General features: G+C 69.0%; 28 protein-coding genes and 1 pseudogene. 14 read left to right on the forward strand and 15 right to left on the reverse strand.

The window, feature by feature from the left end; translation table 11 throughout:
* Positions 1–10 precede the first annotated feature (10 nt).
* The 4 genes and pseudogenes from A3OK_RS0114075 to A3OK_RS23615 all read right to left on the reverse strand — a co-directional run bounded on the left by A3OK_RS0114075 (position 11) and on the right by A3OK_RS23615 (position 2,413).
* Positions 11–529, reverse strand: coding sequence for a DUF2937 family protein (locus A3OK_RS0114075; protein WP_019905528.1), 519 nt, complete (start codon positions 527–529; stop codon positions 11–13).
* A gap of 60 nt (positions 530–589) precedes the next feature.
* The gene (locus tag A3OK_RS0114080) at positions 590–871 is read right to left on the reverse strand and encodes a hypothetical protein (protein ID WP_019905529.1); all 282 of its coding nucleotides are present in this window, start codon (positions 869–871) and stop codon (positions 590–592) included.
* A gap of 9 nt (positions 872–880) precedes the next feature.
* Positions 881–1,888 carry a hypothetical protein gene (locus A3OK_RS0114085; RefSeq protein WP_019905530.1) on the reverse strand — a complete coding sequence of 336 codons (1,008 nt, stop codon included), beginning with the start codon at positions 1,886–1,888 and terminating at the stop codon, positions 881–883.
* 13 nt (positions 1,889–1,901) lie between these two features.
* Positions 1,902–2,413, reverse strand: a pseudogene (locus tag A3OK_RS23615) (YoaK family protein).
* 261 nt (positions 2,414–2,674) lie between these two features.
* Between A3OK_RS23615 and A3OK_RS0114100 the strand changes: the two are divergent.
* From A3OK_RS0114100 to A3OK_RS0114110, 3 genes are all read left to right on the forward strand, one after another.
* On the forward strand, positions 2,675–3,103 hold the full coding sequence (locus A3OK_RS0114100; protein WP_026597272.1) for a response regulator: 429 nt from the start codon (positions 2,675–2,677) through the stop codon (positions 3,101–3,103).
* 41 nt (positions 3,104–3,144) lie between these two features.
* A complete protein-coding gene (locus tag A3OK_RS0114105) occupies positions 3,145–3,543 on the forward strand; it encodes a hypothetical protein (RefSeq protein ID WP_019905534.1) in 399 nt (132 codons plus the stop codon).
* 149 nt (positions 3,544–3,692) lie between these two features.
* The gene (locus A3OK_RS0114110; RefSeq protein ID WP_019905535.1) at positions 3,693–4,787 is read left to right on the forward strand and encodes an ROK family protein; all 1,095 of its coding nucleotides are present in this window, start codon (positions 3,693–3,695) and stop codon (positions 4,785–4,787) included.
* Between the two features lie 78 nt (positions 4,788–4,865).
* Here the strand turns inward: A3OK_RS0114110 and A3OK_RS0114115 are convergent, their stop codons facing one another.
* From A3OK_RS0114115 to A3OK_RS0114130, 4 genes are all read right to left on the reverse strand, one after another.
* Complete coding sequence (locus tag A3OK_RS0114115) at positions 4,866–5,522, reverse strand: DUF2939 domain-containing protein (RefSeq protein ID WP_019905536.1); 657 nt, start codon at positions 5,520–5,522, stop codon at positions 4,866–4,868.
* 29 nt (positions 5,523–5,551) lie between these two features.
* Positions 5,552–6,130 (reverse strand): RNA pyrophosphohydrolase, encoded by a 579-nt coding sequence (locus A3OK_RS0114120; protein WP_019905537.1) that lies wholly within the window; start codon positions 6,128–6,130, stop codon positions 5,552–5,554.
* A 67-nt stretch (positions 6,131–6,197) separates the two neighbouring features.
* Entirely contained in the window at positions 6,198–6,956 is a 759-nt protein-coding gene (locus A3OK_RS0114125) for a phosphatase PAP2 family protein (protein WP_019905538.1), read from the reverse strand.
* A 35-nt stretch (positions 6,957–6,991) separates the two neighbouring features.
* Complete coding sequence (locus A3OK_RS0114130) at positions 6,992–7,528, reverse strand: 2'-5' RNA ligase family protein (protein ID WP_019905539.1); 537 nt, start codon at positions 7,526–7,528, stop codon at positions 6,992–6,994.
* Positions 7,529–7,632: 104 nt separating this feature from the next.
* On the opposite strand from A3OK_RS0114130, the gene A3OK_RS0114135 reads away from it, so the two are divergent.
* From A3OK_RS0114135 to A3OK_RS0114165, 7 genes are all read left to right on the forward strand, one after another.
* On the forward strand, positions 7,633–8,610 hold the full coding sequence (locus tag A3OK_RS0114135) for a glutathione S-transferase family protein (protein ID WP_019905540.1): 978 nt from the start codon (positions 7,633–7,635) through the stop codon (positions 8,608–8,610).
* Between the two features lie 133 nt (positions 8,611–8,743).
* Entirely contained in the window at positions 8,744–9,178 is a 435-nt protein-coding gene (locus tag A3OK_RS0114140; protein WP_051093017.1) for a hypothetical protein, read from the forward strand.
* A gap of 160 nt (positions 9,179–9,338) precedes the next feature.
* Entirely contained in the window at positions 9,339–10,268 is a 930-nt protein-coding gene (locus A3OK_RS0114145; protein WP_019905542.1) for a co-chaperone YbbN, read from the forward strand.
* A 28-nt stretch (positions 10,269–10,296) separates the two neighbouring features.
* Positions 10,297–10,965 carry an LON peptidase substrate-binding domain-containing protein gene (locus tag A3OK_RS0114150; protein ID WP_019905543.1) on the forward strand — a complete coding sequence of 223 codons (669 nt, stop codon included), beginning with the start codon at positions 10,297–10,299 and terminating at the stop codon, positions 10,963–10,965.
* A gap of 26 nt (positions 10,966–10,991) precedes the next feature.
* Positions 10,992–11,198 carry a Trm112 family protein gene (locus A3OK_RS0114155; protein WP_019905544.1) on the forward strand — a complete coding sequence of 69 codons (207 nt, stop codon included), beginning with the start codon at positions 10,992–10,994 and terminating at the stop codon, positions 11,196–11,198.
* An 8-nt stretch (positions 11,199–11,206) separates the two neighbouring features.
* Positions 11,207–12,196 (forward strand): asparaginase, encoded by a 990-nt coding sequence (locus tag A3OK_RS0114160; protein ID WP_019905545.1) that lies wholly within the window; start codon positions 11,207–11,209, stop codon positions 12,194–12,196.
* Between the two features lie 301 nt (positions 12,197–12,497).
* Positions 12,498–12,890: a hypothetical protein gene (locus A3OK_RS0114165; RefSeq protein WP_019905546.1), complete on the forward strand. Its 393-nt coding sequence runs from the start codon at positions 12,498–12,500 to the stop codon at positions 12,888–12,890.
* Positions 12,891–12,908: 18 nt separating this feature from the next.
* Here the strand turns inward: A3OK_RS0114165 and A3OK_RS0114170 are convergent, their stop codons facing one another.
* The 3 genes from A3OK_RS0114170 to A3OK_RS0114180 form a co-directional block, all read right to left on the reverse strand.
* Positions 12,909–13,268 carry an STAS/SEC14 domain-containing protein gene (locus A3OK_RS0114170; protein ID WP_026597274.1) on the reverse strand — a complete coding sequence of 120 codons (360 nt, stop codon included), beginning with the start codon at positions 13,266–13,268 and terminating at the stop codon, positions 12,909–12,911.
* Between the two features lie 68 nt (positions 13,269–13,336).
* Positions 13,337–15,511 (reverse strand): primosomal protein N', encoded by a 2,175-nt coding sequence (locus tag A3OK_RS0114175; protein ID WP_019905548.1) that lies wholly within the window; start codon positions 15,509–15,511, stop codon positions 13,337–13,339.
* 26 nt (positions 15,512–15,537) lie between these two features.
* Positions 15,538–16,728: an MFS transporter gene (locus A3OK_RS0114180; RefSeq protein ID WP_019905549.1), complete on the reverse strand. Its 1,191-nt coding sequence runs from the start codon at positions 16,726–16,728 to the stop codon at positions 15,538–15,540.
* Between the two features lie 110 nt (positions 16,729–16,838).
* Here A3OK_RS0114180 and A3OK_RS0114185 point away from each other — a divergent pair, with 110 nt between their 5' ends.
* Both A3OK_RS0114185 and A3OK_RS0114190 read left to right on the forward strand, forming a co-directional pair.
* Positions 16,839–17,561, forward strand: coding sequence for an alpha/beta fold hydrolase (locus A3OK_RS0114185; RefSeq protein ID WP_019905550.1), 723 nt, complete (start codon positions 16,839–16,841; stop codon positions 17,559–17,561).
* A gap of 164 nt (positions 17,562–17,725) precedes the next feature.
* Positions 17,726–18,589 (forward strand): cell envelope integrity EipB family protein, encoded by an 864-nt coding sequence (locus A3OK_RS0114190; RefSeq protein WP_019905551.1) that lies wholly within the window; start codon positions 17,726–17,728, stop codon positions 18,587–18,589.
* Between the two features lie 246 nt (positions 18,590–18,835).
* Here A3OK_RS0114190 and A3OK_RS0114195 read toward each other — a convergent pair whose 3' ends face one another.
* Positions 18,836–19,141 (reverse strand): DUF3572 domain-containing protein, encoded by a 306-nt coding sequence (locus A3OK_RS0114195; RefSeq protein WP_019905552.1) that lies wholly within the window; start codon positions 19,139–19,141, stop codon positions 18,836–18,838.
* 76 nt (positions 19,142–19,217) lie between these two features.
* Here A3OK_RS0114195 and A3OK_RS0114200 point away from each other — a divergent pair, with 76 nt between their 5' ends.
* Positions 19,218–19,598 (forward strand): response regulator, encoded by a 381-nt coding sequence (locus tag A3OK_RS0114200; RefSeq protein ID WP_019905553.1) that lies wholly within the window; start codon positions 19,218–19,220, stop codon positions 19,596–19,598.
* Positions 19,599–19,652: 54 nt separating this feature from the next.
* Positions 19,653–21,026: a PleD family two-component system response regulator gene (locus tag A3OK_RS0114205; RefSeq protein ID WP_019905554.1), complete on the forward strand. Its 1,374-nt coding sequence runs from the start codon at positions 19,653–19,655 to the stop codon at positions 21,024–21,026.
* 34 nt (positions 21,027–21,060) lie between these two features.
* Here A3OK_RS0114205 and A3OK_RS0114210 read toward each other — a convergent pair whose 3' ends face one another.
* The 3 genes from A3OK_RS0114210 to rpiA form a co-directional block, all read right to left on the reverse strand.
* Positions 21,061–22,278: an O-antigen ligase family protein gene (locus A3OK_RS0114210; protein ID WP_019905555.1), complete on the reverse strand. Its 1,218-nt coding sequence runs from the start codon at positions 22,276–22,278 to the stop codon at positions 21,061–21,063.
* A gap of 22 nt (positions 22,279–22,300) precedes the next feature.
* Entirely contained in the window at positions 22,301–22,894 is a 594-nt protein-coding gene (locus tag A3OK_RS0114215; protein ID WP_019905556.1) for a DUF2059 domain-containing protein, read from the reverse strand.
* Between the two features lie 70 nt (positions 22,895–22,964).
* Positions 22,965–23,675, reverse strand: a complete 711-nt coding sequence (gene rpiA / locus A3OK_RS0114220) for a ribose-5-phosphate isomerase RpiA (RefSeq protein WP_019905557.1) — start codon at positions 23,673–23,675, stop codon at positions 22,965–22,967.

Below are 23,675 nucleotides of genomic sequence, written 5' to 3' on the forward strand. Positions count from 1 at the left end.
GCCGCGTGCATCAGGTGACGTTCGGTTGCCGTCGGCGCGGGGTCAGCCTCCGGCCGGCATCGATCATCACCCGCCAGCCCGCCCAGGTCGCGAGGAAGCCGAGGAGGCCGGCGATGATTCCGTCCGCGCTCGCCGGGACGGCGGGGATGTAATCCTGGTAGGTGGCGCGGGCCAGCGCCATGTCGGGGTCGCGCAGCAGTGCCGCAAAACGGCCCATCGGGCCTCCCGCCTCGGCGAGGGCCTGCCTCTGCGCATCGAGATGCTTCAGGCGCTCGATATCGGCGCGGGCCGATTCACCGCGCCGCGCGACCAGGGCATCGCCGTTGCTGCGGAGGCGATCCACCGCGCCCTCGCGGTTGGTTCCTGTCGCGGCCGCATCGGCATCGAGCGTGGCGAGGGAGCGTCGCAGCTCGTCGAGGGTGCCGCCGAGGCGCTGGGCGTATTGCTGGGCAAATTCCGGCCCCTGCGCGGCGACGATGCCGCCGAGGATGCCGAGAGCGAGGCCAAGGGTCCGGATCACACGCAGCACGGTTCATTCCTCATGAGGCCGTCAGACAAAAGGGCGAGCCGCATGGCGGTTCCCCAACGGTCAAGCCGGATCGCCCAGGTCCAGCTCACTCAGGGCCTGTTCGACCTCGGCCTGAGTCACCTCGGGCAAGGGCTTCGCCACCTTCGCGGCTTGTGTCTTCCGGCCGGGCCGCATGACCAGGATGATCGTCTCCAGGCCGGGACAGGCGGGGTCGGGGCACAGGATCTCGTTGACCTTCACCACGGCGTCCGGTTCGACGCGGGCACGGACCCAGTCCTCGACCCGGCGCCGCGCATCGTCGTCGGCCGGCCCGCGCCGGCGTCCCAATCCGAGGAAGACCATCGCCCGGCCTCAACCCGGCAAGGTCAGGATGCCCGCCATGCCGTCGGCACAGCCGAAGGCGAGCCGGCCGCCGCGCCCGTCCCAGGCAAGGGCCGAGATCGCACCGCCCTTGGTGGCGGGCCGGACCAGGAGTTCCGAAGCGTCGACGAAGCGCACGAGCAGGATGCAGCCATCCTCGTAGCCGATGGCGAGGACCAGGGCCTTGGGGTGGAACGCGACGCGCGAGACCCGGGCCGGACGGATGCCGCATTCGCGCGGCGCCTTGCCGGTGGGGCCTTCCTTCGAATCGAAGGGCCAGATGATGGCCGCCTCCGCCCCGCCGGTGGCGAGCCAGTTGCCGTCCCCGGACCAGCTCACCGAGCGGACCTTGCCGGGATAGCCCGACATCCGCATGTGGCCGCGATCGGGCTGGAGGCGCCAGCCGTGGAGCGCGTTCTCCTGCATCGTGGTCACGACGAAGCGTCCGTCCGGCGACCACGACACGTCGATATGCGAGCCCTTCCACTCCACGAAATCGGGCGCGGTCTCGAGATTCGGGTACCAGAGCGTGGCGCCGTTGTAATGCGCCACCGCGAGGCGGTAGCCCTTGGGTGCGAAGGCGAGGCCACGGGCCGTCGAGGGAGCGGCGAAGATTTTCTCCCGGCCTTTCGCGTCGCGGGCGATGACGTTGCGGCCGGCGGCATAGGCGAGCCCGCCATCGGGATGGAGCGCCAGGGCGTCGATCCAGGCCCCGCCCTTGGCGGCGGCGACCTCGGTCCTGTCTCCGTTCGCCGCCGTCGCCACGATGCGTCCGTCGTCGCCCCCCGTCACGATCCGCTTTCCGTCGGACGCCGCGACGAGGATGGCGCCATCGGGATGGGCGTCGACGCGCCGCGTCGATTCGGGGCCGATCAGCAGCACGGCACCATCGCCGAGGGCCAGGGCCAGGACCTCCTTCAGCCAGACGGCACCGGAGACATGGGCTCCGGCATCCAGCGGTACGACGTGGTCGGCAAGTGAGGGAGCGCTGGCGCTCATCGGCGGAAACCTCTCAGGACGCGGCCACGGCGTCCGGCGCCGATCTCAGCACCGTCATCACCGTCGCGACCAGGGCGAGACAGCCGGCGATGCCGGCGGGAATGGCGAGGGCATACAACGCGACGCGGCTATAGGCGACTGTTCCGGTGTGGGAGCCGAACAGCAGCGAGAGCCAGACCAGGCTGTCGCCGACCCAGCCGAAGCGCGGCCTCGCCCCGCCAGGGCCGAAGCGAGCTTCTGGCCGACGCTGAACAGCGCTCCCGTGACGAAGGTCGTGCCGGCCCGGAACCCCTGGACATGGGCGAGCACGGCGTTCTGCGCCCCCATGGCGAGGGCGAGGATCAGGAGGCCCGGCAGGATGGCGACGAGGGGGGTGTCGTGCCCGAGCGCCACGGCGAACTGGGTCGTGTTGCCGCTCATGAACGAGGTGTAGAGGCCGCAGAGCCGGATGAACCCGAGGGCGTCGACATAGCCGGCGAGCGCCGTGAGGATGAGGCCGAAGCCGAGATGCCAGGTCCGGCTGATGATGGGGGCCGGCTCATGACAAAGTCCGGCTCATGGCAGGGTCCGACTCATGACCGCGTCCGGCCCGTGACAGCGCGAGAAGCCTTGTCCGCCCCGATCCGTCCCGCGACGGAAGAGGCCGGCCCGACAGGGTTAAGGCATTGCTTACCAAGTCCGCGCAATTCGAATGAACGGGGGCGAACATCCGACCCGTAGCACCCGTTGGTGTGACGATCCGGCGTCGGGATGGTCGTCCCAGGCCGGGTGAGTTGGAGTTGCGTCATGATCCCTTTCGCTTGCGCTGCCCTTGCGTTGCCGAAATTCTCCTCCCTCCGCGGAGCCGAAACCGTCCTCGTGGTGGAGGATGAATCCATGGTGTGCGAACTGGCCGTCGAAGCCCTCATCGACGAAGGCTATCGCGTCCTCAGCGCTGCGGATGCCGAGGAAGCCGAGGACATCCTGGCGCGGGAGCGCGTCGATTTGCTCTTCACCGATATCGATTTGGCCCGCAACACCAACGGCCTCGCCCTGGCACGCAGGGCGCGCCGCCTGCGCCCGAACCTGCCGGTCATCTACACGTCCGGCGGACGCGGGAGCCTTTCGCAGGCGGACGCGGTTGCTGAATCAATCTTCGTGCCGAAGCCCTATCGCCCGAGCCAGCTCATCGCGCTCGCCAACGGTCTCCTGCGCCGCTTTCCCCACTACGCCTGAGCGCATCGTCGCGCCCGCCCCCTCCCGGAGCCTCTCCCCCGATGCGTACCCTGCTCGCCACCGCCCTCGTTCTCTTCTGCACCACGCTCAGCGCCTACACGACGGGGAATGCCAAGGCGGCCTGCGACGTGAAGGGGGCGAAGCTCGAAGAGGCCATCGCCGGCAAGTCCGAGCTGCGCGAGAGCGCCAACAAGCAGGCCGTGCGCGATCTGCGCACCCTGCGCGACGCCGCGATCATCCTGGAGACCTACCAGTACGAGCCCGAATGCGAGCGCCTCGTCACGATCATCAAGACGCTGGCGGCGAACCCGGATAAGGCGATCGAGCGCAGTGGCGATACCGACGAGGAAAAGGCGGAGGACCTGATGGAGGCCCGCCAGCCGAAGGCACCGGCCACCGAGGCTCCCTCCCCCGTGGCGCCCGCCGCCAAGTCGAAGTAATCACCGTCCCGACGGGCGGAACGCTCGGCAAGCTCGGCGCTTGCCACAGGGATGCCCGTATCGCGGGCGCCATCGAACGAGACGGTCGGGCATCCATCTCTGCGCCCGACCGTCCCGCACTTCACTCCTTCTGAAATGGTCGATCGAGCATGGGCACAGATACGGCAACGCGCGGATCGAGCCTGGTTCACGCGGCGAACGACCTGCCCTCGGTCGTCCTCGACGATTACAATATCGAGCTGAAGAACGGCGAAGGCTTCGTCGGCGACCGGGTATCGAAAGCCGCCTTCCGCGATCTCGTGGAAGATTGGCGCGAGAAGCTGCGCAAGCTCGGCCCCGATCCGCTCGGCAGCAAGGGCAGCCGCGATTTCAGCAAGCGCCGCCTCGATGATTTCCTGATCGACGGCCCGCCGCTGGCGGCCGGCGTGGTCTTCGGCGCGATCGAGGAGTTCGCGCAGGAACTCGCCACCGTCGTCCGGCGCTTCCTGCGCCAGAAGGGCTGGCGCGACACGCAGAGCATCGTCGTGGGCGGCGGCTTCAGCGACAGCCTCGCGGGACGGCTCGCCATCGACCGGGCCAGCGTGATCCTCCGCGCCGGCGGGCTCAACCTGAACCTCGAACCGATCCGCCACCATCCCGACGAGGCCGGCCTGATCGGCGCCGTCCACCTCGCCCCGTCCTGGATCTTCTCCGGCTACGACAGCCTGCTCGCCGTGGATATCGGCGGCAGCAACATCAGGGCCGGCGTGGTCTCCACGAACCTGAAGAAGGCGTCGGACCTGTCGCGCGCCGAGATCTGGCGCTCGGAACTCTGGCGCCACCGCGACGAGGACCCGGCCCCGAGCCGGGACGAAGCGGTCGACCGCCTCATCGCCATGCTCAACGACCTGATCACGCGGGCGGAGCGCTCACGCCTCAAGCTCGCGCCCTTCATCGGTGTCGGATGCCCGGGCGTGATCGCGGCGGACGGAACCATCGAACGCGGCGGCCAGAACCTGCCGGGCAATTGGGAGAGCAGCCGCTTCAACCTCGCGGAGCGGCTGGTCGAGGCCATCCCCGCCATCGGCGATCACGACACCATGGTGCTGATGCACAACGACGCCGTGGTGCAGGGCCTCTCGGCCATGTCGGACATGACCGGCGTGACGCGCTGGGGCGTGCTCACCATCGGCACCGGCCTCGGCAATGCGCGCTTCACCAACCGCAAGATCCCCGAGACGAAGAGCGCCGATACGGTGCATTGAGGACTCGCCGCCGGATCCCAAACCTCGCTCCGGGGCGGCCTTTTCGACGCGCGGCGCCTGGCTTCGGAGACCGGCGCCCTATCGCGCGGCCGGTGCCGACGGAAAGGCCGGTGCGCTTTCCTGACCCTGGTCCGAGCGATTGCGCGAGCGGGCGGCCTTGCTGGCGATGCGAGCGCGCAAGTCGCTCGTCAGCTCGATCTCGACCAGCCGCCACGACCATCCGCGCAGGCGAAGTCGAAGCCGAAATTGCTGGGCTCGCGGCGCTTCGGGAGGCACGGCGATGACGACGGTGCGAAAGCCGCGCATCTCGGACGCGAAGTAATAGGGGATCAGCCGGGTGATCGTCTCGATCCTCAGCCCGGATGCGGCACCGACCGGCTCGGCCGTCGAACCGGGGGCATTGGCCGCGAGCGGGGCGAGGTCGAGGGATTGCGGAATGCCGTCGTCGAGGAGATCGATGACCGACCGTGCCGTCACCAGAGATTCGGCGAGCGGCTCGGCCAGGGCGGCTGCCGCCTCGACCAGTCGCTGGCGGTCCTTCGGGACCTCGACCTCCTCGCCGGGCTCACCGCGCGTCTGGGTGGCGGCAGACGCGGCCTGCCGGATCATCGATTGGCGCAAGGTGCGGAAATTGACGTGCCGCTCGACATAGCCGACGTCCCGCGCCTGCACCGCCCTTGCGAGATCGTAGAGCATCCAGAACGGCGTCAGCGTGTAGGTGAACCACGCGAGCATCAGGGAAATGGGAATCCACCACAATCGCATCATCGCGATCTGACTGCCCTCTGCGCCTGCTCGCTCCAACCGGCGAGCCCTGCGAATGCCGCGACCACAGCCTCGTAGACCGGCTGCTTGAACGGCACGATGAGATCCGGCAGCCCGGCCATCGGCTCCCAGCGCCAGGCGTCGAATTCCGATTTGTGCAGGCCGCCGCCCGGCGAGAGGACGTCGATCTCGTCCTCGGCCCCGACGAGGCCGAAGGCGAACCACTTCTGCGTCTGCCCGCGATAGCGTCCCTTCCAGGCCTGTTTCAGCACGGCTGGCGGCAGGTCGTAGGCGAGCCAGCCGGGGATCTCACCGAGGAGCGTGACCGAGCCGGGCGAGACGTTGGTTTCCTCGTGCAGTTCACGAAGGGCGGCGGCGAGAGGATCCTCGCCATCGTCGATCCCGCCCTGCGGCATCTGCCAGGCGAGCTCGCCATCCACGTGTTCCGGCCCCGCCTCGCTGCGGCGACGGCCGACGAAGACCCGTCCCGATGGGGCGATCAGCATGATCCCGACGCAGGGCCGGTACGGCAGGTCGAGATCGGATTCGGGCACGGGAGGGTTCATCGGCCGGACCATAGGTCAGGGGATCGACGGCCCGCAATGCGGCAAGCGGCGGTTCGGGCGCCGAAAGCCGGGAATGGCGTCAACCCGGCGGCGGATCGGGGGCTTCGACCTCTCCCTTGCGCTGGAGGATGAGGGCCACGAACCAGCACAGGGAGGCCCAGGCCGCGCCGATGCACCAGCCGGCGAGGACGTCGCTCGGCCAGTGGACGCCGAGATAGATCCGGCTCGCCCCGACGAGGAGGGTCATCCCGACCCCGAGGACGAGGACCAGCACCTTCACCGACCGGTTCGGATCGACGCGGGCCAGCAGCGTCGCCAGGGTCAGGTAGGCGATGGCCGACATCATGGCGTGGCCGCTGGGGAAGCTCGCGGTGAACACGTCCATCCCGTGGGGCACGAGGTCCGGCCGGGGCCGGTGGTAGAACATCTTGAGCACGGTGGAGACGAGCAGCCCGCCGCCGATGGCGCCGAGGACGAAGAGCGCGATCCGGTGCCGCCGGGTCAGCGCGAGATAGGCGACCGCGCTCAAGGTCACGAAGGTGATGGTGAAGACGCTCCCCAGGCCGGTGATGTCGCGCATGGTCTCTTCCAGCCAGCGCGGCCCGATCGGGTCCGACAGGTCGGCCGGGTTGCGCAGGGACAGCAGGATCTTGCGGTCGAGCGCCGCCGTGGAGCCCTCCCCGACCTCGTCGGCGAGGTAGAAGAAAGCGTAGCCGAGGAAGCTCACACCGAGCAGCGCCATGAGGGGACCGACCTCATTGAGGCGAAGGCGGATCCAGAGCGCGGTGGCCCGGCTGAACAGCGGATGGTCGAGATAGGTCGGGAGCGGCGCCTTCATGCTGCTGTCTTCGTCATCCGGTCGTCGTCCCTCGATCATCGGCCCCGCCCGAAAGCGAAGCGTCCCCGCTGTTGCCACGGTCCACCGAGGTAGCGCCAGAGCAGGAGGCCCGTCGCGGTGAAACGGAACGGCTCGAAATCCAGATCCAGCGCATGATGCAGGCTGCGGGCGACCTCGGGCGAGACCTTGTTCTGGATCGTGACGTGCGGCTTCCAGCCCTGCCGGTCCTGTGCCGTGAGCGCATCGTCGTAGCGCCGGGCGATGCTGCCCCGGATGCGCGCGAGCGTGTCGGAAGCCAGGGTGTAAGCGACGCCGCGCCCCAGGAAGCGAAGGCCGGTCACCTCGACCGCGACCGGCTCCTCGGCCGCGTTCAGTTCGGCGAGGGTCGCGGCGACGCTGTCCTCCTCACCTCCCGGCAGATGGTGGAACAGGGTGGCATGGGCCGGAATGTGGTTGAGTTTTTCCGGGAAATGCCGGCGCCTCAGGCCGTCGAAATGCGCGAAGGTCGCCGGGTCCATCTCGAGGGTGACGATCAGGGGATCGGGTGTCGGGGCATGAGAGGATTCGGTCATCGTCGCCAGATGGAGCGGGACGGGTTGCAATCCAGTCGTCCGACCCTTCTCTGCCGAGATGCGTGGCCCATCTGGGTAGCGGAGCACGAAGGGAGGGTTCGCGGATGGGCCTGTTGGTCGACGGCACGTGGCAGGACAAATGGTACGACACCGAGGAGACCGGTGGTCGCTTCAAGCGGACCGAGGCGAAGTTCCGCAACTGGGTCACCGCCGACGGCGAGCCCGGCCCGTCCGGCGAAGGCGGGTTCCCGGGCGAGGCCGGGCGCTATCATCTCTACGTGTCGCTGGCCTGCCCCTGGGCTCACCGCGCCCTCATCGTGCGCGCCCTGAAGGGGCTGGATCGGGCGATCGGCGTCTCGGTGGTCGATCCCCTGATGGGTCCGGAGGGCTGGGTCTTCGGCGACACCCCCGGCACCACGCCCGACACGGTCAACGGAGCGAGCCGGCTCTACGAAGTCTATCTCGCGGCCGTGCCGGACTTCACCGGCCGGGTCACGGTGCCGATCTTGTGGGACATGCAGCGCCGCACCATCGTCTCCAACGAATCCTCCGAAATCATCCGCATGCTCAACGATGCCTTCGGTGGGACCGGTCCCGACCTCTACCCGGCGGCCTTGCGCGACGAGATCGACGCGGTGAATGCGCGGGTCTACGACGCCGTCAATAACGGTGTGTACAAGGCCGGTTTCGCGACCACGCAGGAGGCCTACGAGGACGCCTTCGACGCCCTGTTCGCCGAGCTCGATTCCCTCGACGAGCGGCTCGGCCGGGCGCGCTACCTCTGCGGGCCGGCGCTCACGGAGGCCGATATCCGCCTGTTCACGACTCTGGTGCGGTTCGATCCGGTCTATGTCGGCCATTTCAAGTGCAACCTGCGCCGGATCGCGGATTACCCGAACCTGTCGCACTATCTCCGCGATCTCTACGCGCTTCCGGGCGTCGCCGGCACGGTGAACCTCACCCATATCAAGCGCCATTATTACGAGAGCCATCCGACCATCAATCCGACCGGCATCGTGCCGAAAGGTCCCGAGATCGATCTCGATGCCCCCAACGACCGCGCCCTGCGCTTCGGAGCGTGAGATGACGATGTTCGACGCGATCGGCCCTCGACAGATCGGATGGCGGCCATACATCTGCGCTATGACGACACGATCCTCTCTCATCCCGACCGCCCTTCGCTCGAGCGCTCTCGGCCTTCCGTTCGCACTGGCCATGCTCGCGGCGCCCGGTCCGGCCTCGGCGCAGACCGCGATCACGCTCGAAGGCACCTGCGAGAAGCTGATCATCGCGGGGCTGGACGTCACCCAGAACTGCAAGGGCACGATGCTGAACACCGTGTCCCGCAACCGGGCGAGCTTCGACTTCTCGGCCTGGGACGGGCGCGGCTTGAGCTTCAGCGGAAGCGGGGCCCAGCAGGAGCGCACCGAGGAGACCGACGCGCTCCAGCCGATCAATCTCGTGGTGCCGAGCGAGAAGACCGACGACGGCGTGGTCCGGGGACCGCTCGTGGCCGTCGGGTCGTGCAGCTTCAGCACACCGTCCGACGGCAAGACGGCGATCACCTGCGAGGCGAATGCCGCCAAGGGGCGCTACGAGGCGAGGTTCGTGACCGATGCGAAGACGCCGCCCAGCGCACCGAAGCCCTGACGGCGACCCTTCGTCCGGGCCGCCATGCCGACGTGGAATAGGCTGGCGGGCAGTCTGGTCTCACCGCGACTTCGCGCCCATCTAGGGCACGGATACATTTGATCGGCCAGACCAGCCGATGTGCCGACGATCCGGCCGCTAGACTAGAGTTGAGGATGGCATGCTGAACGACGTTTCCACCGCCGGGGTGAGCCCCGCCGGCGGTCCCGAGACCCTCATCAAGGATGTCACCACCGCCACGTTCCGCGAGGAGGTGATCACCGCCTCCATGACGCAGCCCGTGCTGGTGGATTTCTGGGCGTCGTGGTGCGGCCCCTGCAAGCAGATGACGCCCCTGCTGGAGAAGATCGTGACGGCCGCCAAGGGCGGCGTCCTCCTCGCCAAGGTGAATATTGACGAGAATCCGGCGATCTGGAGCCAGATCAGCCAGCAGCTCGGCCTGCAATCGATCCCCGCCGTCATCGCCATCGACAAGGGCCGTCCCGTCGACGGTTTCGTCGGCGCGCTGCCCGAGAGCGAGATCAAGGAGTTCATCGGCCGGCTCACCGGCCCCGCCGGCCCGACGCCGGTCGAGGCGATGATGGCCGAGGCCGAGGCCGCGCTCGGCGAGGGCGATCTGGCCGGGGCGTCCGAACTCTATGCCGCCGTGCTCGGAGAGGAGCCCGGAAACCTCGTCGCGCTGGCGGCCCTCGCCAAGATCCAGCTCGATGCCGGTGAAGTCGCCAATGCGCGCCAGATCCTCGACATGGTGCCGCCCGAACGGGCCGCGGACCCGGCGCTCGTCGGCATCCGCGCGGCGGTGGAACTCGCCGAACAGGCGGCGTCCCTCGGCGATCTCGGCGTGTTCCAGAAGCGCATCGCCGCCGACCCGGCCGATTTCCAGGCCCGTTTCGACTTCGCGCTCGGACTCAACGGTCTCGGCAAGCGCGACGAGGCGGTGGACGAGCTGATCGAGATCGAGCGTCGCGACAAGACCTGGAACGACGGCGCGGCGCGCAAGCAGCTCCTGACCTTCTTCGAGGCTTGGGGCCTGATGGACAAAGCCTCGATTCGCGGCCGGCGGCGATTGTCGACGTTGGTCTTCGCGTGACGGACCGGCGCCAGGGCGGAGAGACGCGATGAGCACCCATTCGGGCTACAAGGGACCGGGCGACTGCCCCGGCGTCATCCCCGTCTTCCCTCTGCCCGGCGCGCTGCTGCTGCCCCGCGGACAGATGCCGCTGAACATCTTCGAGCCGCGCTACCTCGCCATGGTGGACGACGCCCTGAAGACCGACCGCGTCATCGGCATGATCCAACCCGACGTGGAGAGCGGCTCCTCGCCGATGACGCCAAAGCTGTTCCGTGTCGGCTGCCTCGGGCGGATCACGCAATTCGCCGAGACCGGCGACGGGCGCTACCTGATCTCGCTCACCGGAATCACCCGGTTCCGCGTCGAGGGCGAACTCGCCACCACCACCCGCTACCGTCGCTGCCAGGTCTCCTACGACGATTTCCTCAGTGATTTCGAGCCTCGCGCCGGCGAAGAGGCGGTGGACCGCGAGGGCGTGCTCAAGGCGCTCAGGGATTTCGTCGAGGTCAACGATCTCAAGGTCGATTGGGCCGGCATCGAAGAGGCGCCGAACGAGGCCCTGGTCAATGCGCTCTGCATGATGAGCCCGTTCGGTTCACGGGAAAAACAGGCGATGCTGGAGGCTCTCGACCTCAAGACTCGCGCCGAGGTCTTGATTGCGGTGACCGAGATGGAGTTGGTGCGCGGATCGGGGTCCGAGCCGACCCTGCAGTGAATTCGCAGACCCGAGGACAAAGCACGATGGCAGACGAGATCCCCAACGCCGTGGAAGCCACGCGCGTCGACCCCAAGCTCCTCGAACTCCTGGTCTGCCCCCTGACCAAGCAGTCGCTCGAATACGATTTCGCTCGCCAGGAGCTGATCAGCCGCTCGGCCAAGCTCGCCTACCCGATCCGGGACGGCATCCCGATCATGCTGCCCGAGGAAGCGCGGCCCCTCAACGATTGAGGCGACCCGTGACGGACATCGCCCTCCCGACGGTCGCGGTCGTCGCCACCGGCGGCACCATCGCCATGACGATCGACCCGGTGACGCATGCGCCGGTGCCGGCTTTGTCCGGCGCCGACCTCGTCGCCGCCGCGCCGGGCCTGGACATGCTCGCCCGCATCGCGGTCACGGAATTCTCGAACATTCCGAGTGCGGAGATGGGGCCGGATCTGTGGCCCTCGCTCACGCGCACGATCGAGGGATTGCTCGCCGATCCCGGGATCGCGGGCGTGGTGGTCCTGCACGGGACCGACACCCTCGACACCACCGCCTATTTCCTCGACCTGACGCTGCGCAGCGACAAGCCGGTCGTGGTCATCGGCGCGCAGCGCAACGCCTCCGATCCCGACAGTGACGGCGCCCGCAACCTCCTCGGCGCGGTGCGCCAGATCCTGACGCCCGGCGCCGCCTCGCTCGGCGTCACGGTGACGCTCAACCACGCGATCAACGCCGCGCGCGAGGTGAGGAAGACCCACACCCACAACGTCGAGACCTTCCATTCGGGCGAGACCGGCTATCTCGGCACCATCGACGAGGACCGCGTGGTGCTCCGCCGCGCGCCTCTTCGCCGGCAGACCCTGCCGCTGCCCGAGCGGCTCGCCACAGTCGCCATCGTCGCGATGTATGCCGGCGCCGATGGCGGCCAGATCCGCCACGCCGCCGAGAGCGGCGTCGACGGGATCGTGGTGGCCGCCCTCGGCATGGGCAACGTCAACGCCGCGCTTCTCGCCGCGATCGAGAGCGCCATCGCCGGGGGCGTGAGCGTCATCGTCGCCACCAAGCTCGAGAACGGCCGTGCGCTCCCCGTCTACGGCTTTCCCGGCGGCGGCAGCACGCTGAAGGCGGCGGGCGCCGTCTTCGCCGACGACCTGACGCCGGACAAGGCGCGCGTCCTGGCCCTGCTCGCCCTGCCGGTGACGCGCGACCGTGACGCGTTGCAGGCTTATTTCGATCGGTGATGCCCGTCGCCCTGCTGAATAAAATCCGCGCGTCGCGCGTCGATCCGATATCGGCCTGGCTATAGTTTGCGCGTCGGGTCGGGCTCAACCCGGTCTCGCCCTGTAAACGGACAGTTTATCCGGGCCATCGACATTATTCCCAAGCCCGAACGGCGAAGCTTAGCTTGGCAGACGCCACACATTTGCCCTGAGTCGCCGTTATCTGTAGAATCTACGAATTCACAGATCCTGCGATTCCTTCCACGAGCGCCGCGAGGCTGCCCACGGGATGCTGTGGCCTATCGTCAATCCAGGGGGAAACATGTCGAAACTCGTGTCTGTGCTGGTGCTCGGAGCCGGATTGTCGTCGGCTCATCTTCAGCCGGCGATCGGGCGCGAGGCCGGCAATTTCAACGGCGCCTGGTCGGTGGAACTCGTCACCGAGAGCGGCATCTGCGACAGCCGTTACAGCTACTCGGTCTCGGTTCAGGACGGGCAGGTCCGGCTCGTCTCATCGGCCGAGCGAGCGACAATGACCGGCCGCGTCGGCGCGGATGGAACCGTGGGCCTCAACGTCTCGAACGGGAGCGCCAGCGGCGCGGCGTCCGGCCGGCTCGATGCCCGCTCCGGCAGCGGCACCTGGAAGGTGTCCCCGCTCTGCTCGGGCCGCTGGACGGCGCGGCGTCAGACCACGCGCACCGCCCAGGCCGAGTAGTTTTCAGGCAGGCCTTTTTCAGGCTGCCTGGAGCCAGGTCCGGGCCTCGTCGATATGGGCGCGGTCGAAGGTCTTGATCGTGGCCGGCGAGACCTTGCCGAACGTGTCGGCGATCATGCGCAGCCAGGAAGCGTCCGTCACCAGGGCGACGTGGCTGACGCCCTTCATCATGGCGAGGCCGAAGCGCACGTCCTTGAAGAAGGCGGCGGGCTCCATGCCCTTGAACTCGCGCACGTCCTCCAGCAGCTTGAGCTTGCCGCCCTTGTCGAGGTCGGCCTGCATGGCGGCGATGACGGTGTTCATGTCTTCATCGGTGATCTGCCCGTCCACGACGATTTCAGCGACGGTCGAATCCGGCTTCTTGGTGTAGGTCAGCACGTGCAGCACTCCTAAAGTTGGGTCGCCGATCCTCGGGGCGAACGCACCAAGCGAACGTCAGGCCAGGATTATAGGAAACTCTGGGGGTCGACGTCGATGGCGACCTTCACGTTGCCGCGAACCTTCGGTCCCCGCTTCAGCCAGTCGCGCAGGTAGGACTGGAGATCGACGGCGCGGTCGGTCTTCACCAGCAGGCGGAAACGGTAGCGCCCGCGGATCAGCGCGAGGGGCGCTTCCGCCGGCCCCAGCACCATCACGCCGTCGGGCGGATCGGCGGCCCGCGCCAGGGCCTGCCCATGCGCCTCGGCGGTCTCGCGGTCGTTGGCCGAGACGATGAGGGCGGCGAGCCGCCCGAACGGCGGCAGGTTCGCCGCCTCGCGCCCGGCGATCTCCTCCTCGTAGAACCGCGTCGCGTCTCCCGACAGGAGCGCGGCGATCACCGGATGGTCCGGCTGGTAGGTCTGGACCAGGGCACGGCCCGGCTTCTCGCCACGCCCGGCGCGGCCGGTCACCTGCTGCAGAAGCTGGAAGGTGCGCTCGGCCGCGCGGGGATCGCCGGAGGTGAGGCCGATATCGGCGTCGAGCACCCCGACGAGCGTCAGGTGCGGGAAGTTGTGGCCCTTGGCGACGAGCTGCGTGCCGATGACGATGTCGCATTCCCCGTCCGCCACGCTCTGCAGCTCCGCCCGCAGGCGCTCGGCCCCGCCGGGAAAGTCGGACGAGAGCACGACGACGCGCTTGTCGGGAAACAGCTCGGCCACCTCCTCGGCGATGCGCTCGACTCCCGGCCCGCACGGCGTGAGGTTGTCGAACGTGCCGCATTCGGTGCAGGCCTCCGGCCGGCGCTCGGTATAGCCGCATTGGTGGCAGACCAGCGCCTTGCGGAAGCGGTGCTCCACCAGCCAGGTCGAGCAGTTGCGGCACTGGTAGCGATGGCCGCAGGCGCGGCAGAGGGTGAGCGGCGCATAGCCCCGCCGGTTGAGGAACAGCAAAGCCTGATCGCCGGACTCGATCGTGGCGCGGACGGCGTTCACCAGCGGCGGCGCGATGAAGCGGCCCTTCTCCGGTTTGTCGCGGCGCATGTCGATGGCGTGGATGTCCGGCAGCCGCCGTCCGCCGAAGCGCTCGGGCAGGACGATGTGGCTGTAGCGGTGGCGCTCGGCATTGACCTTGGTCTCGATCGAGGGCGTCGCCGAGGCCAGCACCACCGGGCAGTTCTCGAGCTTTCCGCGCACCACCGCCATGTCGCGGGCGTGGTAATGGACGCCGTCCTCCTGCTTGTAGGCGGCCTCGTGCTCCTCATCGACCACGACGAGGCCGAGAGCGCGGAAGGGCAGGAACAGGGCCGAGCGGGCGCCGACCACCACCGCGACCTCGCCCGCCGCCACCCCGGCGCGCAGGCGCTCGCGCCGCCTCGCACCGATGCCCGAATGCCAGGTCGCCGGGCGGGTGCCGAAGCGCTCGGCGAACCGGTCGAGGAACTGCGCCGTCAAGGCGATTTCCGGCATCAGGATGAGCGCCTGTCGCCCGCGCCGGACGCATTCGGCCACCGCCTCGAAATAGACCTCCGTCTTGCCCGAGCCGGTCACGCCTTCGAGCAGGATCGTTGGGGCCTTGCCCGAGCCCGAGGGAAAGGCGAGACCGATGAGGTGCCGCGCCGCCTCGCCCTGCGCCTCCGACAGGGGGACGCGCTCGTGATCGGGATCGGGCGGGAGCGCCACCGGCTCGGGCGCCAGGGCCACGGCTTCCAGGGCCCCGTCGTCGATCAGGCCGTCCACGACGCTGAGCGAGACGCCCGCCTCCTTGGCGAGCGCGCTCTTGCCGCGCATCGCGCCATCCTCGGCGACGGCGAGCACCTTCATCCGCGCCGGTGTCGGCCGGGAGGGCGGTTTGCCCGATCCACGCACGCCGACGCGCGAGGTCTCGGTGCGGGCGGCCTCGTCGGGCAGGCGCAGGGCCATGGCCAGGGCCGAGCCCTTCGGCGCCAGGGTGTAGCGGGCGAGCCAATCGACCAGCTCGCGCAGCGGATCGGACAGGGGTGGCGCCTCGATCCGGCCCGTCACCGGCCGCAGATTCGACCCGCCGGCGCTCTCCGTCACCTGCCAGACCACGCCCACCGTCTCGCGCGGCCCGAGCGGCACCTGCACCACGTCGCCGGGGGCCAGGATCATGCCGGCGGGCACGGCGTAGCTGTAGGCGTTGTCGAGCGCGAGCGGGATCAGGATGTCGGCGACACTGGGCATGAGGTCTTCTGTAGCGGAACCGTGTTCTATCTATGTACTCCGGCATCGGAGTGCGAAGGATCGTTACGCGCCAATCCCATCGCCAGCGGCACCGCGGCGAGGCTCGCCGCGCTCATCACCCAGAATCCCGAGGCGCCGAAGCTGGCGAAGAGCGGGCCGGAGGCGAGGGTGAAGACGGCTGAGGACAGGCCGAGGCCGAGGGGACCGTAGAGCGTCAGCGCGGTGGCGGTGAGGTCCGGTGGCACGCAACGCGCGATCTCCTTCAGGCAGGCGAGATGGAGCAGCGCGAAGGTCAGCCCGTGCAGGCACTGGATCGCCACCAGCGCCGGGAGCGTCACGCTCTCGGCCGCGATACCCCATCGCAGGGCCCCGGCACCAGCGGCGAGCGCGATCGCCCGGCCCGGCTCCAGCCGCGCCAGAATCCACGGCCCGGCGACGAGGAAGACGAGGATCTCGGCGGCCACCGCCTCCGACCAGAGCAGCCCGGCGATGCCGGCGGAGATGCCGTTCCGGCTCCACAGGATCACCGCGAAGGCATCGTGCAGGGCATGCGCGCCCATGACCAGGGAGGCCGCCAGAACGACGCGCCGGAACCGTCGGTTCGCCAGAACCACCGAGACGCCGCGCCGCTGGGTCGGATTCTCGGCCGACGGCACCGTCCCGTTCGGCAGGACCCATGCGGCGAGGCCGGCGACGGCGAAGAGCCCGCCCCCTACGAAGATCGCGGCCCCGATGCCGAAACCCGCCACCAGCCAGCCGACGAGGCTGGTGGCGAGGATGAAGGCCGCCGAGCCGGCCCCCCTCACCCAGCCATAGGCGAAGCGCCGGCCGTTCTCCGAGGCGGACAGGGCGAGGGCATCGCTGAATGGGGCCAGGGGCGCGGTCAGCATGGCATAGGCGAGGCCGACGACGAGCAGGGCGGCGAACCCAGAGACGGCGAGATGGGCGATAGCGGCGAGGCCCGCCAGGGCGGCGGCACCGGCCAGGATGGGGCGGACGCGCCCTCGTCCATCGGCGATCCGTCCGGCCAGCGGCCCGGCGATCATCCGCACCAGCGTCGCCATCGCCAGCAGCCAGACGATCTCCTGCGCGGACAAGCCCCGTCGATCGAGAAACAGCGGCAAAAATGGCGAGAGGGCGCCGTATCCGGCATAAAGCGCGACGAACAGCGCGAGATGCCCGGCGAGAATGCGGCGGTCGTCGGAAGCGCTGATCACGAGAGTGTGGCCGGCATCGCGCGTCTCGTCCCTTGCGTCGCGGCGGTCGCCGGCATTACCCCGCCCGCAGCCCGGTCATCCTCGGGTGATGCGTTGCGCGGAGCAACCCGATGACGGCCTCGCCTGTCACGATCGTCGGTATGAATGCGCGAGAGACGGATGCGCGAGGGACGGACGGCGTCGTGTTCCTTCACGGCATCGCGCGCCGCTCGGCCTCCCTCGGGCGGATGGAGCGCGCCTTTCGCGCCGAGGGCTTCCAGACCCTCAACATCGATTACCCCGGGCGAAAGGCGACCATCGAGAGCATCGTCGAGGGCGTGGCGCCGCAGGTGGCGGCCTTCGCATCGCGCGTCGGCCACGTGCATTTCGTGACCCATTCGATGGGCGGCCTCGTGGCGCGCGGCCTCATCACCCGGCACCGTCCGGACAATCTCGGCCGCGTGGTCATGCTGGGCACGCCGAATGGCGGCAGCGAGGTCGCGAACTTTCTCCACCGGATGCTGCCCTACCGGCTGTTCTTCGGGCCGGCCGGAGCACAGCTCACCACCTTCCGCACGGAGGAACTCCGCGCGCTCCTCGGCGAGGTCGACTTTCCGCTGGGGATCATCGCGGCGACCCGCTCGATCTGGCTGATCGAATCCTTCCTCATCCTGCCGCGTCCCAATGACGGCCGCGTCAGCGTGGCGCGGACGCGAGTCGCGGGCATGGCCGATCACCTCACCGTCCCCTCCACCCACGACATGATGATCCTCAACCGGACCGCGATCACCGCCTCGCTGCGCTTCATCCGGCACGGCCGGTTCCGGGTGAACGAGGGCTACGGCGGAGCGTGATCGGCGCGTCGCGATGCGGTGCTCGGTTCCACGCCCGCCTCCTCAGCCATGCATCCCGGAGCCGGAAGACGCAGCCGCCGTTGCCGCTCCGGCATCGACCCCCTATCTGTGTCGGCGCATCGGCACGCCGTTCGCCTCGTCCGGCGCGTCCATCGGGAGACCTCATGCGGTTGCCAAACTCCACCCTCGTCGTCGCCTTCGGCATCCTCGCGGCTTCCACGGCGGTTGCCCAGGCGGCGCCGATGCGGCTGGCCAGCCACCGCGCGGTCTACGACCTGTCGCTCGTCGAGAGCCGTGGCGCGCGGGCGGTGGAGAGCGCGCGCGGGCGCATCGTCCTCGATTTCAGCGGGGATGCCTGCAAGGGCTACACGATGCAGACCCGGCAGGTGACCGAGCTCGACAGCGGCGAGACCGGCAAGCGCCTCTCCGACCTGCGCAACACCACTTTCGAGGGCGGCGACGGCCACAATTTCCGGTTCAAGACCAACACGATGCTGAACGGCAGCCCGTCCACGGCGGTGGATGGAACGGCCGAGAGCGGCACCGAGTCCCTGAAGGTGAAGCTGAAGGAGCCCAAGCGCGACCAGTACACCGAGACCGGCCCGGTGCTGTTCCCGACCTTCCATATGCGCCGCATGATCGAGGCGGCGCAGGCCGGCGAGACGACGATGTCGGCCAAGGTGTTCGACGGATCGGATGACGGCCGCAAGATCTTCGACACGCTGGCCGTGATCGGGAAGCCCATCACCGTCATCGAGCCGGCGAAGGGCTCCGACGGCCCTGACCGCGACAAGCCGCTGCGGGAGGGCGAGATGGCCTCGATGAAGCGCTGGCCGGTGACGTTGAGCTACTTCACCTCCGGCCAGGGCGAGCGCACCCCGGTCTACGTCCTGACCTTCCTGCTCTACGAAAACGGCGTGAGCGGTGGCCTCAGCCTGAACTACGGCGACTTCACCATCGCCGGAGATCTCAGCCGGCTCGATCTTCCCAAAGCCGACGCCAAAGCCGAGACCGAGTGCAAGCCCTGAGAGGCTGACGGCTCGGACCGGACGGCGATGACAGTGACGCAGCGAGGTCTGCCCTCGCGACCGAGCGGCGGGCGGCCCGCCGCATCGCGGGGAGCCTGACCGATGGGTCGGCATGCCGAATGCCGCCCCGAGAGGCGGGCGAGATGGCGGGACGTCTCGAACCCCTCGTAGTAGGCCTCACCATCCATCGGCGCGATGGTCAGCCGCCCGCCTTCGGGATGCGCCGGCAGCCGCGGCAGACCGGCGTCACGCGAAGTCGGCGTCGGGATCGGGCGGCCCGAGTCGGCGCCAGGCGGCGGCGATGCGCTCGGGCTTGACGTCGAGGGCGTTGGCGCAGGCGACCAGCACCGCCTCGTCGCCCATGACGTGGTCGAGGACCGCCGAGAGGAAGGCCGGATCGTTGGCACTCTCCCTCAGCGTGTCCGGCGTCAGGCCGGAGGCGGCCATGAACGGAAGCAGCCTGTCGGTATCCTCCACGAGCCATCCGAGCACGGAGATGGCAAGACGCTCCGCGGCGTCGTCTGGACGGTCAGGTTTGCGTTTCGTCAACATGTATCACTTAAGGTCTTGTGGAGCTGGACGTCGGTCCTTCCAGAATGCGCCGCCAGCCTGCCGGGAACAATGAGCCATGACGAAGACCGTGCTCATCGTTGAGGACAACGAACTGAACATGAAGCTCTTCAACGATCTGTTGGAAGGGCACGGCTACGCGACGCTCAAGACGGCCAACGGCATCGAGGCGATCGAGCTCGCCCGCGCCCACCGGCCCGACCTGATCCTGATGGATATCCAGCTCCCCGAGGTGTCCGGTCTCGAAGTTACGAAGTGGCTGAAGGAAGACGACGACCTCAAGCATATTCCCGTCATCGCCATTACCGCCTTCGCCATGAAGGGCGACGAGGAGCGCATCCGCGAAGGCGGCTGCGAAGCCTATCTCTCGAAGCCGATTTCCGTGGCCAAGTTTCTCGCCACCGTCCGCCTCTACCTCGGCGACGGTGTCCGTTCATGATTGCGACCGTCGGCAGGCTCGCCTCGTCGAACCCATTTTAGTCTGCGAGGAACGATGTCGGCCAGAATCCTGATCGTCGATGATCTCTTCCCGAACGTGAAGCTGCTCGAGACCAAGCTGTCGCTCGAGTATTTCGACGTTCTCGCAGCCATGAACGGGCCGGATGCCATCGCGATCTGCGAGAAGGGGCTCTGCGACCTCGTCCTGCTCGACGTGATGATGCCCGGTATGGACGGGTTCGAAGTCTGCCGCCGCCTCAAGAACAATCCGGATACCGCCCACCTGCCGGTGGTCATGGTCACCGCGCTCGATCAGCCGGCGGATCGCCTGCGCGGCCTCGATGCCGGGGCCGACGACTTCCTGACGAAGCCGGTCGACGACACCGCCCTGTTCACGCGCGTGCGCAGTCTCATCCGGCTGAAGGCCGTCACCGACGAGCTTCGCAGCCGCGCGATGGCCTCGCGCGAGTTCGGCATGGGCGATCCCCTCGCTCTCGCCACGGCGGAGGACGGCCAGAACGCGTCGATCCTGCTGGTGGAGGACCGGAAGAGCTCGTCCGAGCGGCTCTCGGCGGCTCTCGGCCACCACCACAAGGTCACGGTCGTCGCCGATCCGCACGATGCCCTGGTCCTCGCCACCGAGGGGCAGTTCGAGCTGGCCCTGGTCAGCCTCGACCTGCAGGGATTCGACGGCCTGCGCCTGTGCAGCCAGCTGCGCTCCCTCGACCGCACCCGCAACATGCCGGTGGTGATGATCGCCGAGGAGCACGACCGGGCGCGGGTGATCCGGGGCCTCGAATTCGGTGTGCACGACTATCTCATGCGCCCCGTGGACCGGAACGAACTCGTCGCCCGCGTCCGCACCCAGGTGCGTCGCCGCCGCTTCTCGGAGACCCTTCGCGGCGCCGTCCAGGCCTCGATGGAGATGGCGGTCACCGACGGCCTCACCGGGCTCCACAACCGGCGCTACCTCGACAGCCACCTCGCCGTGCTGTTCGGCGACGCGGCCCTGCGCCACCGCCCGGTCTCGGCGCTGATGCTCGATATCGACCGGTTCAAGTCGATCAACGACACCTACGGCCACGAGGCCGGCGACGAGGTGCTCCGCGCCTTCGCCGGCCGCATCCGCCTGCATACCCGCAACGTCGACATCGTCTCCCGCTACGGCGGCGAGGAGGTCGTCATCATCCTGCCCGATGCGGAGCCGGATGCGGCCCATTTCATCGCCGAGCGCATCCGCGAACGGATCGAGGCGGTGCCGTTCCTGATCCAGCGCGAGACGCGGGAAGTCCGCGTCACCGTCTCGATCGGGGTGGCCTGCCGCCATGCGGACGACAAGGGACCGGCGGACATGCTCAAACGGGCCGATCTGGCCCTCTACCGCGCCAAGTCCGCCGGCCGGAACCGGGTCGAGGCCGAGGCCGCCTGAGATCGGTCCGGAAGGGCGGCCCTGATCGGAGACATCAGGCCTCGCGGGGCGATGTCCCGGCCTCGCGGGCCCAGGCGATGGCGGCACCGAGCGCCGCGATCCACCAGCCCTGCCAGGCCCCGTGCTCGACGAACGCCACCGCCGCGCAGGAGCCGACGAGGCTCAGCGCCACCACCCGCTCGCCGCGTGGCAGGCCCGCGAGACGCGTCAGCATCAACATCAGGCTCGCGCCGGCGAGGCCCGCGCCGACGATGCCGAGCTCGGCCCAGATCTGCAGGAAGATGTTGTGGGGATGGCCCACGGCCAGCATCGGCCGCAGGTCCGGCTCGATCCGCGCCGCGACGGGCGTCTCGATGAACCGCGCCGACGTGCCGAACCCGGCTCCGCGCCAGGGATCGAGCGCCACGGCCGCGCCGAAGCTGCGGGCGATGGCGACGCGGGCGCGCGAACTGCTCTGGACCAGCCGCTCGTGCATCGCCTCCGGCATCGCCTTGTTGAGGAGGTCGCCCTCCACCGGCGCGAGGATGAAGGCCAGGGCGAGAGCCGCGCCGGCGATGCCGAGCCCCACCCGCTTCGGGGTCAGGACCGCCACGAGTGCCATGCCGGCACCGGCCGCGAGCCCCATGGCGGCGGCACCGCTGATCGACCGCAGGATCGCCGCGGCGCTGATCGCGAGCACCAGCAGCGCGGCGATGCCATGTCCGCGCCGGTAGAGCAGATAGGCCAGCGGCCCCGCGATCGGCATAATCGTCAGGACCGGGCGGTTGAGGACGAACAGCGCGACCCGCGACCCCATCGCCCGATGGAGCGGCAGGTCGGCGGCCAGGGCCGCGACGATGTAGAGGCCGGCGAGCGCGATCGACCAGGCGGCGAGCCTCGGCGCGAAGGCGGGCATGTTGCCGGGCGCGAGGCGGGCGAGAAGATAGGCGGCGGCGAGGCTCGGCAGAAACTCGCCGGCATTGCGCCAGGACAATCCCGCGAACGGAGCCCAGGCGATGCTGACGATCGCCCAGCCGAGGAAAGCGAGCGTGGCCACGCCGAGGGGCGTGGCGAGTGGCGCCAGCACCAGCCGCCCGGTTCCGCGCCGATCCTCGACCAGCCCGGCGGCGAGGAACAGGAGGGCGCAGAGCCCGACCACGACGGGGCTCGACCGGTTGGCCAGGGCCATCACGACGGGGAGGATGGCAAGCGTGACGGCACCGGCGGCGCGCAGGCGCGCGGCCGTCTCCGATCGAGGCAGGGTCGCCGACATCAGGAAGGGGACGAGCCGGCGATTACTGGAGCTCGTGCCCGCGCTTGCCCATCTCGGCGCGCACGCGGACCATCATGTATTCGGATACGCCCTGGGTCCAGTTCTGCATGGCCTGGACGATCTCGTCGAGCACCTGGGGCTGGGTCTCGACGTAGCGCTTGCCCGCCGCCGAATGGAAGAAGGCGACGATCTCGGTGAGCTCCGCCTCGGACAGCCGGCTCGCATAGATCTTGGCGGCCGTCTCGATCATCATCTGCTTCTGGAGTTCCATCTCCGGCGCCAGCCCGGTCAGGACCTCGTCGAGATCCTTGGTCAGGTCCGGGCGGGTGATGGCGGCCTGCTTGATCTGCTGGCCGAAGGCCGGAAGGATCGAGTCGAACGAGCGGGCGATGCCCGAAGCGAGGGTGACCTCACGGGCGAGGGCCAGGTGGTTCGGCGTGAAGGTCGGCTGCTGAGCGGCGGGGGTGACGGGGGCCGGCGCAGCGGGCTTGGCGCCGGGCTTGGCCGGTGCAGCCGGCTTCTGCGCCTGGGCGTGGCCGTCCGTCGGAACCGAGGCCGCGAAGAGCCCGGCGAGAATCACGGCGGCAAGGGAGGAGAAGAGGGGGCGGCGGGACATGGCGAGCGCTCCGGAAGGGCGTGTCGGTATGGGAGAAGAGGCGTGATCGGAGAAAAGGTCTGGCGGCGGCTCAGACGGCGCCGAGGCAGATGACGTGGGCTTGGCCATCGCGCGCCTCCGCGAGGATGGCGCCGGTGGCGAGGCCCAGGAACAGGCCGTGCTCGACCACTCCCGGCACCGCCCAGAGCGAGGCGGACAGGCGCTCCGGATCGGCGATGGCCGTCAGATGGGCGTCGAGGATGAGATGGCCGCCATCCGTCACGAAGGGCGCACCGCCAGGGCCGGCGCGCAGGACGAGGTCGCCCGCGCATCCGGCGCTCTCGATGGCTTGGGCCAACGCGATGCGGGTGGCGCCGAGACCGAACCGGTTGACCTCGACCGGCAAGGGAAACGCACCGAGCGTCGTCACGGATTTCGCCGCGTCGGCGATCACCACCATGCGGCGGCTGGCAAAGGCCACGATCTTCTCGCGGAGCAGCGCGCCGCCGCCGCCCTTGACCAGGCGCATATGGGCGTCGATCTCGTCGGCGCCGTCGATGGTGAGGTCGAGTTCGGGAAGGTCTTCGAGGGTGGCCAGCGGAATGCCGACGCGCTCGGCGGCGATCCGGGTCGCTTCCGATGTCGGGACGCCCGTCACCTTGAGCCCGTCTCGCACCCGCGCGCCGAGGAGCTCCACGAACACGTTGGCGGTACTGCCGGTCCCGATGCCGAGCCGCATCCCGTCCTCGACGAGATCGATGGCGCGGGCGGCAGCGGCGCGACGCAGGTCGGGAGCACTCAC

The organism is Methylobacterium sp. 77 (genome assembly GCF_000372825.1).
Lineage (GTDB): Bacteria > Pseudomonadota > Alphaproteobacteria > Rhizobiales > Beijerinckiaceae > Methylobacterium.